Source organism: Thermocatellispora tengchongensis (assembly GCF_014202315.1).
In the GTDB taxonomy this organism is placed as follows: Bacteria; Actinomycetota; Actinomycetes; order Streptosporangiales; family Streptosporangiaceae; genus Thermocatellispora; species Thermocatellispora tengchongensis.
This window is the reverse complement of the sequence record NZ_JACHGN010000013.1, coordinates 150,149-166,142: the sequence shown is the minus strand read 5'-3', so window position 1 is coordinate 166,142 and position 15,994 is coordinate 150,149. Positions and strand designations below refer to the sequence as shown.

Sequence of the window (15,994 nt, the reverse complement as noted above, 5' to 3'; positions counted from 1 at the left end):
CAACCGGCAGCCCATCCGGTGACCACTTACCGATCATCTGCGGTTCGGTCACCGAACGGAGACGAACGATGACGAGAGGGCTGCGCGCTTGACGACGTCCTACAGTGACGCGGCCTTACGAGGCATCCCTGTCCGTCCCGCCGTCCAACACGGCCAGAGGGCGGACGGGAGCACCTGTCGCGCCCACGACGGGGAGCGGCGCGCACACGAAGAAGAACTCCGTGACACCGCTCGCGGCGAGGGCCTCCAGGTTCATCACCTCGATGAGGTTGATGCCTCGCTCCACCAGGAGAATGCGGTGCACGGGCAGCATCGAGTGGCCGGTCTCCGCCTCGATGCGCTCCAGGGCGATGGTGTCGCCGCCGACGGCGCGTACGCCACGCTCGGCGAGCCAGCTCGCGCTGTCGGGAACCAGCCCCGGTACCCCGGTGCCGGTCCCGACGTACGCGGAGGGGTCGTGCCACAGTTGCGGCCAGCCGGTGCGGATCAGCGCGACGTCGCCTGGTCGCGGCTCCACGCCGGTCGCCACCAGGTCCGCCTCGGTGACGGCCTCCGCGGGGCCGAGCCGGGTGACCTGCCGCAGGCGCGGGATGTCGAAGAGCACCCCCCGGCACACCATGGGAGGGACCTGGTCGATCCCGTGGACGTGGTACCGCCCGCCGGTCACGGCTGTCGCGGCTTCGACGCCGCCGTACATCAAGCCGTCGGCGGCGACGTGGCACAGAGCGTCCATGTGGGTGCCGACGTGCCCGCCGAGCACGATCAGCTCGGCGGAGCCGGTGATGCCGTCGGGGCGCGGCGGCCCGTCCCCGTGCCGCTGGGTCAGCGCAAAGTGGAAGCCCGGGTGGGTCGGCGAGCACGGCATGCCCGCCTGGAGGGGTTGCGCGAGGTCGATGACGGTCGGTTGGCCCTGCGCGAGGATGTCCAGTATTCGCATGTGATTTCCCGTGTCCTCAGCTCAGATCCTTGGCCCGGGTCTCCGGCAGCGTGAGGGCCGCCACGGCGGAGACGAGGAGCATGAGCACGACGTACGCGGTGAACACCGATCTGCCGAGGTGCTCGCCGATCCATGTTTGCAGATAGGGCGCAGTGCCGCCGAAGAGGGCGACCGCGACGGAGTAGGGCACCGCGAGGCCGAGCGTGCGGATCCTGGTCGGGAACATCTCGGCGTACACGGCGGGCAGGATCGCCACGCCCGCGCCGATGAAGATCATGGCGGCGGCCATGGCGAGGCCGAGCTGCCACGCGCTGTCACGGACGAACGCCTGCAGGGGGAACAGCAACACGGCGGTGCCCACTGTGGAGACGAGGAGCACCGGCTTTCGACCAACGCGGTCGGACCATCGGCCCCACAAGGGCATGACGGCCATGAACAGCACGCTGGCGCACACACTCGCCAGCAGGGCCGCGCTGGAGGGAATGCCCAGCGAGCTGATCGCGTAGGCGGGGGCGGAGACGACCCACGCGTAGTACACCACGGTGAACCCGACCGACAGGCCGACCACCCGCAGCGCCTGCTTGCGGTGCCGCATGATGTCCCGCCACAAGTCAGGCCGTTCGGACTGCTCGCGCTGGTGCGTGGTGTACGTCTCGCTCTCCACCATCGTGCGGCGCATGTAGAAGGCGACCACGCCCAGTAGTCCTCCCAGGAGGAACGGGATTCGCCAGCCAAAGTCGCTCATCTGTTGTGGCGTGAGCGTGAGTGACAGTATGAGTCCCAGCAGCACGCCCATGGTGTTGCCGAAGACACTGGCGATGTAGATCAGGCTCGACCACTGTCCGCGCCGCTCGGCGGGCGCCGACTCCGACAGGTAGGTCTGCGCCGACGGCAGCTCGCCGCCGCATGCCAGACCTTGCACGACCCGCGCCAGCAACAGGATCAGCGACGCCCACGCCCCGATGGCGGCGTAGGTCGGGGCGATGCCGATCACCAGGCTCCCTGCCGCGATGCCGCCCACGGTCAGCGACATGGTGAGCCGTCGGCCGGCGCGGTCGGCGAGCCAGCCGAACAGGAGCCCACCGGCCGGCCTGGCGACGAACCCGGCCGCGAACACGGCCAGGCCGGACAGCATCGCCGACAGTTCGTCGCCCTGGTCGAAGAACTGGGTGGCGAAGAACGGCACGAAGATCGCGTAGATGCCCCAGTCGTACCACTCCAGCGCGTGCCCGAGCCCGGTGCCGACGAGCACCCTCTTGCGGACGTCGGGGGAGGTCAGGGGGGCGGTGGTGACGTCGGTCACGACAGATCCTCCCGGCGGTCGAGTCGGCGCCGAGCGAGCTCGGCGAGCAGGGCGGCCCCGCTGGGCAGCACCGCGTCGTCGAACACGGCACGCGGGCTGTGATTGAACGGTGCCTTCTCCGGATCGGCCCCGGGAGGCAGAGCACTCAGTGCGAGCATGGCTCCAGGTACCTCGGCCAGCACCCTGGAGAAGTCCTCCGACCCCGCGATGGGATGTTCCAAGGCGACGTGCCGCGGGCCGTCGAAGGTCTCGGCGATCACGTCACGGGCGAACGCGGTCTCCGCAGGGTCGTTGACGGTCGGCGGCCGCTCCGGGATGTACTCCACCTCGGCATCGACACCGTGCGCGTCGGCGATGCCGGTCAGCATCCGGGGGACGAGCTCGCCAACGCGAGCGGCTGTGCCGGCGGAGAAACTGCGGATCGTCGCCTCGAACCGGGCGGTTTCCGGGATGACGTTGCGCCGGGTGCCCGCCTTGACCACACCCACGGTCAGCACGACCGGGTCGAAGACGTCGAAGCGCCGGGTGACCATCGTCTGCAGGGCCGTGATCATCTCGGCCGCCGCCACGACGGGGTCCTGCGCGCGGTGCGGCGTCGAACCGTGGCCTCCCTCGCCGCGCACCGTCACCAGCAGCGACGCCGACGCCGCCAGCATCGTCCCCGCCCGGCTGGCGAAGCTTCCCGCCGCAGCGAACGCCGGGAAGACGTGCAGCGCGTACGCCGCCTCGGCACGGGCTCCGGCCGCGTCGAGCACGCCCTCGTCGATCATGGCTCGGGCGCCCTCCCAGCCTTCCTCGCCGGGTTGGAACATGAACACCACGTCGCCAGCGACGCGCTCCCGGTGCGCGCAGAGCAGCCGCGCGGCGCCGACCAGCATCGCGGTGTGCAGGTCATGCCCGCAGGCGTGCATCGCGCCGTCCACCGTCGAGGCGTAGGGCAAGCCGGTCGCCTCCTGCACGGGCAACGCGTCCATGTCGCCGCGCAGCAACACCGCTCTGCCACCAGCCCCCGCACGGTCCTTACCCGCTCTGTTCGCGCCCGTTCCGGACGTGCGTCCCGCCGGCTCGCCGTGGCCGCGCAGGACCGCAGTCACCGACGTCGTCCGGCGGCCCGTCGTGATCTCCAGCGGCAGCCCCGCCAGCGCCGCCAGCACCTTCTCCTGCGTACGCGGCAAACGCAGCCCGATCTCCGGCTCCCGATGCAGCTCGCGCCGCAGCCGGACCAGGTCGTCCGCCATGTCCAGGGCATCCTCGACCAGCGACAACCCACACACCTCCCTGAATCACCAACCGCATATGAGTGTGCGATCCCGACCGCTGCAAGCCGGAAAATCGTATGATTCGCGCATCATGAGCGGAAAGAGAGGCTGATTCGTGCATCCGGGCGACCTCGACGAGCGCGACCTCGAACTGCTGCACGGCCTGCAGATCGCACCCCGTGTCGGCTGGGCGGAGGCGGCCCGCATCCTCGGCGCCACCCCGGCCACCCTGGCGGCGCGATGGCGGCGGTTGCGCTCGGCCGGCCTCGCCTGGGTCACCGCGCATCCCGGCGGCGACTACAGCCGTGTCGTCCTGGCCTTGATCGAGGTCGACTGCCTGCCGGGCGCGCGTGCCGAGGTCGTGCGTGCCATGTGCCGCGACCCGCGCGCGGTCACCGTGGAGGAGTCCACCCGCGGCCGCGATCTCCTGCTCACCGTCATGACCCCCGACCTCGCCGCCATGACCGCCTTCACCCTCGACGATCTGGACCGGTTGCCCGGCGTCGAAAGACAGCGCACCTACCTGGTCACCGCCGTGCACCGGGACGGCAGCGCCTGGCGGCTGAACGCGCTCAGCCGGGCGCAACAGCAGGCTTTCGCCGCCGCGGCAGCGAGGACGCGACCGGTCCCCGGCGTCACTCCGCCGCCGAACGCCGGACCTCTGATCGAGGCGCTCGCGCGCGACGGCCGCCGCACCGCCGCCGATCTGGCCGTGCTCACCGGCCGAAACCACGCGACCGCGCGCCGCCAGCTCGGCCGCCTGCTGGCCTCCGGCTTGCTGTCGATCCGCTGCGAGGTCACTCAGTCGGTCTCCGGCTCCCCCATCAGCTGTACGTGGAGGGGCCGGGTCCCCGCTGCCGAGCACGAGCGTACTGTCGCCGCGATCGCCACCCTGCCAGAGCTGAAGATGTGCGTGTCCACGACCGGGGACACCAACATAGCGTTCACGGTATGGACTCGGTCGGTGCCCGATCTGCTGCGGCTCGAGCACCTCATTGGCGAGAAGCTCCCAGGGTTCCGGCTGTACGAAAGCGGCGTCAACCTGCGTACCCCCAAACGCATGGGGTGGCTGCTGGACGCCGCGGGCCATGCGACCGGGGAGGTGGTGCCTCCTGTCACCGGCAGCCCGAATGGACGAACCATCTAAGGTGTGCGCGTACCAGCAACCTCCCCTGGTTCAGGCCCGGCGCATGTTCGCGCCAGGGTGGAAAAGGAATGGTGCTGTTCGACCACTGCGCGCTACCGACGTGACGAGGCAGGTCTGCCGGTGCCGACGACTACGGCGAAGCAGCATGATCGCGACGCGAAGGTACGGATGCCGGCCGCTCATTTCACAGGTCTATCTTTGTCCACCATGCTGTGGCGCCGATCAGCCGGTCGGCCACGCCCGAGCTGACGGCTACGTTCTGTGGACAAGTCCACACAACAGCGCGGCCATACCGGACAAAACCCAGCTCCACTGGCCGTTATGGTGGGGGCGTGTCATCTACAGGGGTGCCTGGCAGACTGGGACAGCGTTTGCACGCCGCACGCGAGAGGAGGAGCTGTCCCTCTTCGTTTCCGCGCTGTACGGCGGCGGGCCGAGCCTGCTGTACGTGCACGGCCCGGGGGGCTAGGCTGCGGCGCCGTAACCCTCGCCGCCGCCGCGGCGACCACCGGGCTCAGCACCCACCCCACCGCACTCGCCGCTCGCCTCCGGCAACGGCCGCACGGCCGCCCCATCCTGCGGTACCCAGGACGGCGCCGAGTACATGTTCTACGAGGCAGGGCCCCGCCTGCAGGGCCGCATCCCGCATCGCCCGCGCCGTCCCGCCTGACCCATGCGCTCTACGGCCGGCACCACGCCGGCCGTAGGGCGCGCTTCACCTTTCCTAGGCGACCGCAGACCGCCCGCGCTACCGCCACCGGGGACCTGGTCGTAGCACTGCTGCCTGACCGCGACGCAGGCTCTGACGCGCTCGAACGAACTCCGATGCACTTGATGACAGCAGCCTTGCAGGCTCCCAGAGGGGATGAGCAGAAGTCGGTCGGATAACGGCCTGGGGAGTGGGCGGGCCGCTCGCCGAGCATGGCCGCTGTTCCACCGTCCATATGAGAAGGAGAGGTGCGGTCGTGACCACCGCAGATGTGGCGACGGACGTGGACCGGCAACTGGCCAACGCGCGGGAGTACTGGCTGGGGTGGGGTGTCGCCGACCGGTCGGACGAGGAGCTGGTGCTGTATCGCAGTGGTGTGCTCCACCCGCAGCTGAACGGTGTGCTGCGAGTCGGATCCGGCATCGCGCTGGAGGAGGCCGTCGCGCAGGCAGAGCAACGGCTCGCGGGAGTGCAGTGGATGTGGTGGGTCGGCCCGGACAGCCGTCCGGACCTCGCCGGCCACCTGCTGGTCATGGGGGCGACCGAGATAGAGACCATGCCGATCATGGCGGTGCCGCTGGAGAGCGACTTTGACGTCGAGGTGCCTCGAGAACTCACGGTCGAGGAGATGACCGAGCCGCAGGGACTTCTGGCATGGGTGAAGGTTTACGCCTCGTCCTTCGGCGTCACGCCGGACCAGCTCGGCGGCGTGCTGGAGGCGGAGCGTGGCCGCCCGGACGAGGCAGGCAGCTTCGTACGCTTCGCCGCCCGCTGGAACGACCGTCTCGTGGGCACGTCGGCGCTGCTGGTGCGGCACGACGTCGGCGGCGTCTACGTCGTGACGACCGCTGAGGACTTCAGAAGGCGCGGCATCGCGACGGCCCTGACCGCGGCGGCCCTGCGCGAGGCCCGTTGGCGCGGGCTGCCGGTTGCCACCCTGCAGGCGAGCGCGGAGGGCGAGCCGGTCTATCGCCGAATGGGCTTCCAGACGGTGGCGGGCTACCGGATGTTCGCCCCGGGCCCCCTGTCGTCAGCGTCCCGGATCGCTTGAAAAGGGCACCTCAGCGGCGGTTCCGGGCGCTGACCGGGCCAGGCCGCACGTTCGCGGGCCGTCCACCATGCCCAGGCGGGGGCGGCGGGGCTTGACCGCCGAGAATTCCTGACGACTTCGCCCCTCGACGAGGACGAGACGACACGAGCCTTCGCCGCGAAGTGTCCGGCTCCCGTGAGCCGGACACTCGGCAAGCGTGTGGGATGACCGTCAATCGCGCCCTGCCGCCACACCGGCAGGGCGCTTCTTGCCCCGCACGATGTAGTACAGCAGGCCACCCTGGAACAACCCGATACCCGTGAGCAGGGAAGCCTGGCTGAAGGGCAGCCCTTCCAGCGAGAGCAGCGTCGCCACCCACGACAGCGGCATCGTCACGAAGATCAGCCACACACCGACCGTGCCATCGTTGTCCGGCAAGCGGACGGACACCTCAACAAAGACCCGCACTCCGATGACGAGCGCGAGGTACAACCCGCTGACCACGAACGCCAGCCTGCCGCGCCGGTACTTGCTCCTGCCAAGAGAACCCATGAGACACCACTTTCAGCGACAACGACCTGCCGGGACACCCTGACAGGAGCAACCGTCCGATCAACAGGTCAAAGTGCACGCAACCGTGTTCAACGCTCGGCCGAACGCCACCACCTGTCGGCCCCCACCTCGGCCGCCTCACACCAGCCTGGTGGCCGCAGTGATATCACCCACGTCCCGGGCTGATCGACAAGATCATCAGTTCACGTCACGCTGCCGCAGATGCGCGGCAGCTGTGAGGATGGCACCGAGCTGCACGGCCACCATCCTGCGTGGCTCGATGGGCGGCCCAGGATGGTCGGCCTCGGCCTGTCCGTACCAGTCCTCGAAACGCTCGTCCAGCATCCGGCGACTGCGCCGGATCGCAGGTGTGAGATTGCCTGCGGCCAGCTCGGCGTCGAGCATACGGAGGAACACACCGAGCAGCCGCAACCGCTGCAGGTGCAGCGCCTGGCGGTGGGAGAACTCCTCGGCGACCGTGGCCACTCGGCCGAGCCGCACTGCCGCTGGCGCCTCCTCTTCGATCGCAGCGAGCTTGCGGAAGGTCTCCAACGCGCTCTCGGTCGAGCGGCGAAACGGTGAGTGCACCGTCAGATCGCCGGCGACGGCTCGCATGCTTTCCTGCATCGTCTCGACCAGTTCGCGCCTGGCCGCTGCTCCTTCCGCGATGACCTCGCCGAGCGTACGCCCTGCCGCACTTTGATCGGCCACCCGTTCGTCGGCCCAGGACGGCACCTCGGTGACCAGATGCAGGGCCCCGAACCTGCCGGCGTAATCGGCACTGCTGCCACCCGCCAGGAAGGCGCGGCCCACCCGAGCCCCGTCGGGGGTCAGGAAGACGGCGGGCGCGATCGGCTCCGCGCCGGGCAGCTCCGGCTCGCCATGATGCAGCGGCAGGCCCTCCACGGCGGGCAGCCGGGACAGCCGTTCAGCCAGCACGTTGTCGCGGCGGTTGAGGTAGAAGAACGCCCCCTGGTACTCGCCGTTGTGCAGCGAGCAGACCAGCGACGGGCGCACGTCGTCCATCAGACGCATCAGCGCGACCGTCTCCGGCAGCGGGCGGTCGAACCGGTAGTCGCCGCTGACCAGCGGGAACGTCCACTCCACCTGATCTGCCAGGTCGGGTCGGTAGAAGTGTTCGACGTAGGCGCGGCGGTCGCCGGGACGACCGTACCAGCCTTCGTTCAGGCGGGCGCCGTCCGGATCCGCGCACGCCACGAAGTGCCAGCGCAGGCCGAGATCGGCCCGCAACCCGGCGTCCTGACAGAGCAGCTCGATCAGGGCGGTGACGGTCAAGGCACCGACGGGCTCGTTGGGGTGCGGACCGGCGATGACGACGGCGTCGGTGGAGCCGTCTCCGACGGTCAGCACACGCAGCGGCTCGCCCAGGCGTGAGGTGCCGATGACACGTAGCTTGACCAGCCCCGCATGTGCGGCTGCGAGCCGATCGAGCTCGGCCTGCAAGGCGTCTACCGGCGGGAACACCTCGCGGCGAGGAACCTGGCTCATGTACTGCGCAATATCCATAATCAGCTTACGCTAATAATAAGGTTATGAGAATGACAAGGGCGGAGGCAAAGGAACGTAACCGGCGGGCACTTCTCGACGCCGCCCGCCGGATCGTCGCCAGGGACGGTCACCAGGCCAGGCTGGAGGACATCGCCGAGCAGGCCGAGGTCACCACCGGCGCGATCTATTCGCTGTTCGGCAGCAAGGCCGGCCTGCTGATGGAGTTGCTCACCGACTACCTCGGCCCGCACTACGAGGCCCTGGAGCAGTTCGTCCCCGCAGGCCACGACGTGACCGAAGCGGTGGAATCCTTCGCGCGCCACTACCGCCGGCTGTGCGACCAGCCGAACGCGTTGCACCACCTGTCCTTCGAGCTCAACCTTCAGGACTTGGCGCTACGCGACCCCGAGTTGCGACCGAGACTCGCCGCCTCCGTACGGGCACACGAACAACGGCTTGCCGCCCTGTTCACCGGGAGACGACACAGCGGGGCTCCGCTCACACAGAGGCAGGCGGAACGCTTGGCCATCGCGCTGCGCGCCCTCATGGCAGGCCTCAGCCAAGGTGTCATCCTCGGACTGACACAAACGCTCTCGGAACAGTACTTCGCCGACACCGCTCGGGCCCTGACCACCGCGGACGTCCTCGGGCCGCCCTGAACGGAAGACCGCCCCCTGGAGAATCGGCGGTACGGGTTCGTCTGCCGTCGGCCGGACGTCGCAGGCCGGGCGCCAGATACGGCGGCAGAAGTTCGAGCCCCGCAGCACTCCCCCGTCGGCGGCGGTGAACACCCGGCCGCCGTCTCCGCCGTCGATGACCCCGGCGAGGAGGACGATCAGGAACGGCGGCAGATCGATCCGGCGCACCGCGGCCGGACTCTTCGGCGGCCCCAGCCACACCTGCCTCCCCACCTCGTGCACGCTCCCACCTCCGGGTCGATCCGCGGGTAGCCGTCCTCCAGACGACAGTTGGCCGGGGCCAGACCGGCCTGTTCGCCCCACCGCATGCCGGTGTAGGCGGCGGTGAGCACCATGGTCGCCGGACCGTCCGCGGGCAGGATGTGGTGGTCCAGGTAGTGGTCGTACTTGGCGGTGGTCCGAGGGCGCCACCCGGTGCGCCTTCCGCCACTGGGCGGCCCATTCGGCCTGCACCAGGGCTGGGACGACCAGGATCGCGGCATCGGACATCACGTGTCCCTGGCAGGCGACGAACGCCACCACGTACGGGACCAGCGCCCGGGGAACCCGGGAGAACAGCAGGCGCACCGCGGCCTCGACGGCGCCCGTGCCCTGGACCACCGCCAGGCCCAAGGTGACGATGACGACCGCGCCGAGCGCCGGGAAGCCGGTGAAGTTCGGGACGAGGTTGTCCAGAAACGTGCACGAGGCCCTCGCCGGAGAGGAGGTTGCGCACGGGCTGGGTCAACAGACGGAGGCCGGAGCGGTCCACGGGTCGATGGGCAGGGCGTCGACCGCTCGCCCTGAGCGATCCAGGATGCGGCCGTACAGCTTCTCCTGGCGCAGCACGACGTTCCGGTCCATGATCCTGGCGTAGGGGGCGTCCTGCAGGATCCCGGTGATGTGCTCATGCAGGTCGGCCACGTGCCTCAGGCCGATGGTGAGCAGCAGGTTGCGCTCGTCGGCCACGGCGGCGCAGGTGCGGACCTCCGGTCGCCGTCCCAGGACCCTGCCGGCCTCCTCGATCCGCGCGTCGGGCACGTTGAGCCACAGCACCGCGGAACTGGGCCAGCCGAGCAGGGTCCGGGCGACGTCGCAGCGGAAGGCGAGCTCGCGGCGGGCCATCAACGCCGTCAGCCGCCGCTGCACGGTGCGCGCCGACAGCCCCACCCGCTCGCCGACCTCGGCGCAGGTGCGCCGGCCGTCGGTGCTGAGCTCACGGAACAGGGCACGGTCGGACGGGCCGAAGGGCCGGGCCCGCTCCCCCGATCGCTGCGGGTAGGCCTCGCGCAGCCGGCGGACCTGCTCCTTGTTGAGCGCGTGCAGCCGCCAGCGGCCGGTCGCGAACAGGCGGGTCACGAAGTGGCTGCGGATCCTGGTCACGCCCCGCACCGCGGGCAGGTCGACCAGCGACAGGCCGGACATGGTGGCGAAGTCCGACGCCACAAGGACCACGAAGAGATCGTGCGTGCCGGCCACGTGCTGGACGGTCACGGCGCAGTCCCAGCGGGCCAGGGTCGCGGCGATGGCCGCGTTCGCGCCCGGTTCACACTGCACCTCGACGACCGCGACGCACAACTGGTCGAGTTCGTGCGGGCCGAGGGTCACCGACACCCAGGCCATCCCGCTCTCGCGCAGCCGCGCCCACCGCCGCGCCGCCGTGACCGGGTCGATGCCCAGGACCTGTCCGATCAACGTCCAGGACGCCCGCGGGTTGACCTGCAGCGCGTCGAGCAGCTCCAAGTCATCTTCACTCAGCATGACTGTCCTTTTCCGGACCCGGAGGAGGTCTGTTTGTCTGTTTGCTGCAGGATCTGGCCGCTGATTATCAATTCTGGCACTGTTCGGCGCAAGGCCGGCGCCTGGCCGAAGGCGCGGCGAAGGGATCGCGCGCAGCAGGGAGATCGTTCAGGTGGATCCGGGCCGCAACTTCTACGACCTCGTTCTTTGGGGAGGTCGGGTCATCGACCCCGAGACCGCTCTGGACGCCCTGGGACATGTCGCGGTGAACGACGGGTACACAGCCGCCGTCTCCGCCGAGCCGCTGCACGGCCGCCGCGTATCGACGTGTCCGGCCAGGTGGTCGCCCCGGGCTTCATCGACCTGCACAGTCACGCGCTGACCCCGATGTCGATGCGGCTGCAGGCACTCGACGGCGTGACGACCGCGCTCGAACTCGAAGGCGGCGCCGTCTCGCTGCGGCAGGCCTACCGCAGCGCGGCCGAGGAAGGACGCCCCATCAACTACGGATACTCGGCCTCCTGGGCGGCGGCGCGGATGAGCGTGCTGGACGGGCTGGACGGGCTGGAAGCGGAGTCGGTGGCCGGTGACATGGCAGCGCATCTGGCCGGTCCGCGCTGGAACACCCCGGGTAGCGCCGATGACACCGGCCGCACTCTGGACATCCCTAGAAGTCGAGCTTCACTACGGCGCCCTGGGCATCGGCGTACCCCTACGGCGCCTCCATGACCGCCATCAGCGCCGCCTTCCTGCACCCGGACAACCTGCCCAGGCTCGGCATCCCCCCGTCCCACATCACCTACCCCCCACCGGCGAGCGCCCCGCCACGGCCGCCCGGCTACGTGAACTGCAGGCCGCCGATCCCGGCGCCATGGCGCTGATCCGCTACCTGGACGAAGGCCTCCGAGGAGGAGCGGCAACTCCTGCACCGCGCCCTGCTTTTCGACGACACGATGATCCCCTTCGACGCGATCGCCGTCCGCGGGCCCGCCGGCCTCGTGCCGGCGAACTCCGCCTGGCCGCCACCCGCCGGCGCGCGCACACATTCCCGCAGCACCGGCACGTTCGCGCGCACCCTGCGGGTCTTCGTCCGGGAGCTCGGACTGCTGCCGCTGACCGAAGCGATCAGGCGCCGCTCGCTGCTGCCCACCCAAGTGCTGGAGAACACCGCCTCGGTCGCCCGCCGCAAGGGCCGCGTGCAACCCGGCGCGGACGCCGACCTGGTCGTCTTCGACCCGCCACCGTCACCGACAACTCCACCTACGCCGACCCGGCACGCCCCTCGACCGGGTTCCGGCACGTGCTGGTCAACGGCACCTTCGTCGTCCAGGACGGTGAGATCGACCCGGCCGCGCTGCCCGGCCGGCCGCTGCTGGGAGATGACGGCTGAACGATCTGCGCGCCCACCTCGAACACGGCGCTCGTCGGCTTGATCCTAGTCAGCAAGATGCGCCGAAGAGTCGGCGAGCACCAGGCATGAGCGCATTCCCGGTCCGCGCACCGCGGCGGGCTTTGGAGCCGATGACCCGCACCCCACCGGCGCCTCCGCAGGTCCTTGCATTGCGCCTGAGCAGACGCCGCGCAAAGGGGCTGGCGATGCCGACCGCCAGCCCCTTCAGCCCCATGCGGCCGCCGCTGCGGGGGTTAGCTAGCGCACCCCGTGGCGGCCACGCGCTACAGCACGGTGACGTCCAGTTCCCCGTCCGCGTACTGAGCGCGCAGGATCTTCTTGTCGAACTTGCCGACCGACGTCTTGGGAACGGCCTGGACGAAGGCCCAGCGCTCCGGCAACTGCCACTTGGCGATCCGCTCGGCAAGGAAGCCCTTCAGCGTCTGGAGATCTGTGGTCGAGCCTTCCTTGAGCACCAGCGTCGCCAGCGGCCGCTCGCCCCATTTCTCGTCCGGCACGGCGACGACGGCCGCCTCGGCGACATCGGGGTGGGCCATGAGCGCGTTCTCCAGCTCCACGCTGGAGATCCACTCGCCGCCGGACTTGATGACGTCCTTGGCCCGATCGGTCAAGGTCAGGTAGCCGTCGGGGCTGATCACACCGACATCGCCGGTCTTGAGCCAGCCGTCGGAACTGAATTTGTCCTCGGGGCGGAAATTCGCACCGCTGGCGCCGCCGTAGTACGAGCCGGTGATCCACGGGCCCCGCACCTCCAGTTCCCCGACCGATTCGCCGGTCCATGGCAAGACGTCTCCGTCCGGGCCGACCAGCCGCGCCTCCACACCGGCGGGGAAACGGCCTTGCGTGATGCGGTAGGGCCACTCCTGTTCGCTGCTCAGCCCGGCCGGCGGGTGCGCCATCGTCCCCAGTGGCGAGGTCTCGGTCATGCCCCAGGCTTGGCACAGGCGCACGCCCAGCTTGTCGTAGGCCTCCATGAGCGAGGGCGGACAGGCCGAGCCGCCGATGGCCACCTGCCTCAGCGAGCGGAGATCCCGCGGATTGGCGCTCACCTCGGCCAGCAGCCCTTGCCAGATCGTCGGGACGGCGGCGGCGTGGGTGGGCTTCTCCCGCTCGATCATGTCGGCGAGCGCCGCAGGCTGCAGGAAACGATCCGGCATCAACATGTTCGCGCCGGTCATGAAGGCGGCGTGCGGCAGCCCCCAGGCGTTCACATGGAACTGGGGAACCACCACGAGGGTGGTGTCCCCGCTGGTCAGGCCCATCGACTCGGCCATGTTGACCTGCATGGAGTGCAGGTAGACGGAGCGGTGCGAGTAGACGACCCCCTTGGGATCTCCAGTGGTGCCGGAGGTGTAGCACAGTGCGGCCGGGGCGCGCTCATCCAGCTCAGGCCAGTCGAACGTGGCCGGGCGGCCGGTAAGGAGCTCCTCGTAGTCGTGCACCTGCACCGGGACGTCGGCAAGCAGGGAACGATCGCCGGGGCCGGAGACCACGATGTGCTCGACGGTCGGAAGATGAGGCACGAGCGGCGCGAGCAGCGGCAGGACCGAGCCGTTGACGATCACTACCCGGTCGGCGGCGTGATTGACGATCCAGATCAGCTGCTCGGTCGGGAGCCGGAGGTTGAGGGTGTGCAGCACGGCTCCCATGGCCGGGATGGCGAAGTAGGCTTCGACGTGCTCGGCGTTGTTCCACATGAGCGTGGCCACACGCTGGTCGCCGTCGACGCCGAGCTCGTGGCGCAGGGCGTCGGCCAGACGGGCTGCTCGCCGACCGACCTCGGCGAAACTGCGGCGCCGGGGTTGCGGCTCGCCGGTCCAGGTGATGACCTGCGATCTACCGTGGACGGTCATTCCGTGCTGAAGGATTCGGGTCACGCTCAGCGGTACATCCTGCATGGTCGCGAGCACTGGTTCGGGGTGCGTCATGTGGGTCTCCCGGGGGCCTGAAAGGCTGTGGGCGTCGGACAGGCTGCTTCGCCGGCTCCTGGCATCGCGAGCTCAGCGAATCACGAGGGTGCCAGAAGCGATGCTGAGCACTTCGCCCGGGAAGGAAAGCGACTTTCAGCGGTTCGCCCACGCCGGAATAGGTCAGCGAATCCTCTGCACGGGTACCCACCGCATCCCGCCTCCTCGACCCGGGATCAGGCCTCGCCCGTCGGGGATCCTGACCGCGTTACAAGCGCGGGCGGACGCGGCCGGGCCGATCGGCTGGGATGTCGGCGTCGACTCCACCACCTGCCGGGCGCACCAGTACGCGGCCGAGGCGCGGAAAAGGGGGATCCGCAGGCCGAGCCGCCGGGTGGGGCGAGCGACGAGCCGGCCGATCATGGGCTGGGGCGCCTTCGCGGCGGTTTGACCACCAAGCTCCGCCTGGCCTCCAAGGGGCCGCTCTCACGCGAGAAGCTGTCGCCGGCGCAGTGGGCTCGACTGGAGGCCGAGTTGCGCCGCGTTCCGCTCGCGCGGTCTTGGGAAACGGATCGGGAGCAATCTCGTCACCGCGCCCCAGGCCGACTCAACCAGCCATTCCCGCGTCCGTGGGAGCACCTTTTGGAAAAGCCATAATCTTAGACACGAAGCAAAATCCCCTTACGACGCTTTGAACTTGCTGTACAGCCCGTACGGTCGTGTCGTGCCCTGCGCGCCACCGCAGGCCCTGTCCGGCCTCAAAACCGTCACTGGTGCAGCATGCCGTGATAGGTAGGTGAATCCTGGTGTCGCATCGCATGACTCTCCTGGCGGTCATCGCCATCTGCGCGGCCGTGACCGTCGTGTCGATCGTCGCGCTTGTCCTGGTATTCGCGCCGCCCCCTACGGAGCGCAGAGCGGCCGCCCAGCCTGCCCCAGACGACCCGGGCCTCCAGGAGCAGATCCAGCGCCCCGTGCAGGCGGCAGCCCAAGCGGCGTTGGACCTCTACACCAGCGGCAACTACGGCGAGTTCTGGGGCCTTTGGTCCGCCGATTCACAAGAATCCGTCAGACGCGAGAACTACGTACGTAGGTTCGAGCTATGCAAGCCACTCACCGAGGGCCTGCCCTTCGTGATCCGAGGCGTCAACCAGCAGGGCGACGTGGCAAAGGTGGAGGCTAACCGGATGAGCTCCACCTTCAGCTTCGAGTTTCATTACGAAGACGGCGCGTGGCGGTATGTCCCTCCCGCGGATGCTATCGCCAGTTATGCCAAGCCGGTCGAGGAGCAGGTCGCTAGAGAGCAAGCAGCGGGCGCCTGCGCCCAGCGGTGATCGCGTCAGTCGGGGGATGGAGCACGCCCCACGACATGCACCGGCCGGATCGGCGAGGTCCTGAGCGTTCACGCCGTGGCGTTCGTGCTCGCCAGAGTAGTACGGCCGCCCATCCGCCGGCCGGTTGATGGGGATCAGGGTGCCGTCGAGGATGGCGTAGGCCAAGCGGGTGGCCCGTACGACCGCGGCGTGCACGTCGTCGGCGAGTGCGGCGAGCAGGTCGACGGTCTTCCGGGACGTAGCGCCAGGCGGTCGTGGTGCCGATCTCGAATCCGGCGGCCAGGCGGGCGTAGGTGTCGCCTTGCGTAAAGCGCGCCAGTACCAACAGGGCCTGCCGGGCGGGGGTTCAGGCGCCGCCGGCGGCAGCGACGATGGGAGCGGTGCCCGCAGGTCAGGTCGGGATCAGGGGGTGATTGGACAGCGAGATCGCGGCAGGGATGCTCCTATGGAGGTCAAGCGGGCAGTTGGCGATCGCTTGA

At 69.5% G+C, this 15,994-nt stretch carries 13 protein-coding genes and 2 pseudogenes; 6 read left to right on the top strand and 9 right to left on the bottom strand.

Annotated features, from left to right (window positions below):
- Positions 1 to 115: 115 nt before the first annotated feature.
- Genes HNP84_RS28630 through HNP84_RS28620 form a run of 3 tightly spaced genes read right to left on the bottom strand, consistent with a single transcriptional unit; the run spans position 116 to position 3,505 of the window.
- Positions 116 to 937, bottom strand: coding sequence for a cyclase family protein (locus HNP84_RS28630; RefSeq protein WP_185053055.1), 822 nt, complete (start codon positions 935 to 937; stop codon positions 116 to 118).
- Positions 938 to 953: 16 nt separating this feature from the next.
- On the bottom strand, positions 954 to 2,240 hold the full coding sequence (locus HNP84_RS28625) for an MFS transporter (RefSeq protein ID WP_185053054.1): 1,287 nt from the start codon (positions 2,238 to 2,240) through the stop codon (positions 954 to 956).
- Entirely contained in the window at positions 2,237 to 3,505 is a 1,269-nt protein-coding gene (locus HNP84_RS28620) for a M20 metallopeptidase family protein (RefSeq protein WP_185053053.1), read from the bottom strand. The genes HNP84_RS28625 and HNP84_RS28620 overlap by 4 nt, the downstream gene beginning before the upstream one ends.
- A 109-nt stretch (positions 3,506 to 3,614) precedes the next feature.
- Between HNP84_RS28620 and HNP84_RS28615 the strand changes: the two genes are divergently transcribed.
- Together HNP84_RS28615 and HNP84_RS56255 are read left to right on the top strand one after the other, a co-directional pair.
- Positions 3,615 to 4,646, top strand: a complete 1,032-nt coding sequence (locus tag HNP84_RS28615) for an Lrp/AsnC family transcriptional regulator (protein ID WP_185053052.1) — start codon at positions 3,615 to 3,617, stop codon at positions 4,644 to 4,646.
- Between the two features lie 965 nt (positions 4,647 to 5,611).
- Positions 5,612 to 6,406, top strand: a complete 795-nt coding sequence (locus HNP84_RS56255) for a GNAT family N-acetyltransferase (protein WP_185053051.1) — start codon at positions 5,612 to 5,614, stop codon at positions 6,404 to 6,406.
- A gap of 210 nt (positions 6,407 to 6,616) precedes the next feature.
- On the opposite strand, the gene HNP84_RS28605 is transcribed toward HNP84_RS56255, so the two are convergent.
- Entirely contained in the window at positions 6,617 to 6,937 is a 321-nt protein-coding gene (locus tag HNP84_RS28605) for an SCO4225 family membrane protein (RefSeq protein WP_185053050.1), read from the bottom strand.
- 198 nt (positions 6,938 to 7,135) lie between these two features.
- Complete coding sequence (locus tag HNP84_RS28600; protein WP_221336869.1) at positions 7,136 to 8,464, bottom strand: M14 family zinc carboxypeptidase; 1,329 nt, start codon at positions 8,462 to 8,464, stop codon at positions 7,136 to 7,138.
- A gap of 32 nt (positions 8,465 to 8,496) precedes the next feature.
- On the opposite strand from HNP84_RS28600, the gene HNP84_RS28595 reads away from it, so the two are divergent.
- Positions 8,497 to 9,105: a TetR/AcrR family transcriptional regulator gene (locus HNP84_RS28595; protein WP_185053049.1), complete on the top strand. Its 609-nt coding sequence runs from the start codon at positions 8,497 to 8,499 to the stop codon at positions 9,103 to 9,105.
- A 501-nt stretch (positions 9,106 to 9,606) separates the two neighbouring features.
- On the opposite strand, the pseudogene HNP84_RS56765 reads toward HNP84_RS28595, so the two are convergent.
- Together HNP84_RS56765 and HNP84_RS28585 are read right to left on the bottom strand one after the other, a co-directional pair.
- Positions 9,607 to 9,819 (bottom strand): annotated as a pseudogene (locus tag HNP84_RS56765) (AbgT family transporter); the annotation flags it as partial.
- A gap of 48 nt (positions 9,820 to 9,867) precedes the next feature.
- Positions 9,868 to 10,884: an Lrp/AsnC family transcriptional regulator gene (locus HNP84_RS28585; protein ID WP_185053048.1), complete on the bottom strand. Its 1,017-nt coding sequence runs from the start codon at positions 10,882 to 10,884 to the stop codon at positions 9,868 to 9,870.
- Positions 10,885 to 11,190: 306 nt separating this feature from the next.
- Between HNP84_RS28585 and HNP84_RS56250 the strand changes: the two genes are divergently transcribed.
- Together HNP84_RS56250 and HNP84_RS51335 are read left to right on the top strand one after the other, a co-directional pair.
- Complete coding sequence (locus tag HNP84_RS56250) at positions 11,191 to 11,592, top strand: amidohydrolase family protein (RefSeq protein ID WP_221336868.1); 402 nt, start codon at positions 11,191 to 11,193, stop codon at positions 11,590 to 11,592.
- Positions 11,589 to 11,744 carry a hypothetical protein gene (locus tag HNP84_RS51335; RefSeq protein WP_221336867.1) on the top strand — a complete coding sequence of 52 codons (156 nt, stop codon included), beginning with the start codon at positions 11,589 to 11,591 and terminating at the stop codon, positions 11,742 to 11,744. The genes HNP84_RS56250 and HNP84_RS51335 overlap by 4 nt, the downstream gene beginning before the upstream one ends.
- 793 nt (positions 11,745 to 12,537) lie before the next feature.
- Here the strand turns inward: HNP84_RS51335 and HNP84_RS28575 are convergent.
- A complete protein-coding gene (locus tag HNP84_RS28575) occupies positions 12,538 to 14,202 on the bottom strand; it encodes a long-chain fatty acid--CoA ligase (protein ID WP_221336866.1) in 1,665 nt (554 codons plus the stop codon).
- Positions 14,203 to 14,999: 797 nt separating this feature from the next.
- On the opposite strand from HNP84_RS28575, the gene HNP84_RS28570 reads away from it, so the two are divergent.
- Entirely contained in the window at positions 15,000 to 15,515 is a 516-nt protein-coding gene (locus tag HNP84_RS28570) for a hypothetical protein (RefSeq protein WP_185053047.1), read from the top strand.
- A 39-nt stretch (positions 15,516 to 15,554) separates the two neighbouring features.
- Here HNP84_RS28570 and HNP84_RS28565 read toward each other — a convergent pair.
- Positions 15,555 to 15,954, bottom strand: a pseudogene (locus tag HNP84_RS28565) (helix-turn-helix domain-containing protein); the annotation flags it as partial.
- Between the last annotated feature and the right edge of the window lie 40 nt (positions 15,955 to 15,994).

Bases quoted from the DNA above. Each gene is read 5' to 3' on its own strand.
- HNP84_RS28600 (WP_221336869.1), bottom strand. From the start codon at position 8,464: ATGGATATTGCGCAGTACATGAGCCAGGTTCCTCGCCGCGAGGTGTTC.
- HNP84_RS28570 (WP_185053047.1), top strand. From the start codon at position 15,000: ATGACTCTCCTGGCGGTCATCGCCATCTGCGCGGCCGTGACCGTCGTG.
- HNP84_RS28605 (WP_185053050.1), bottom strand. From the start codon at position 6,937: ATGGGTTCTCTTGGCAGGAGCAAGTACCGGCGCGGCAGGCTGGCGTTC.
- HNP84_RS28595 (WP_185053049.1), top strand. From the start codon at position 8,497: ATGACAAGGGCGGAGGCAAAGGAACGTAACCGGCGGGCACTTCTCGAC.
- HNP84_RS51335 (WP_221336867.1), top strand. From the start codon at position 11,589: ATGACCGCCATCAGCGCCGCCTTCCTGCACCCGGACAACCTGCCCAGG.
- HNP84_RS28585 (WP_185053048.1), bottom strand. From the start codon at position 10,884: ATGCTGAGTGAAGATGACTTGGAGCTGCTCGACGCGCTGCAGGTCAAC.
- HNP84_RS28575 (WP_221336866.1), bottom strand. From the start codon at position 14,202: ATGACGCACCCCGAACCAGTGCTCGCGACCATGCAGGATGTACCGCTG.
- HNP84_RS28630 (WP_185053055.1), bottom strand. From the start codon at position 937: ATGCGAATACTGGACATCCTCGCGCAGGGCCAACCGACCGTCATCGAC.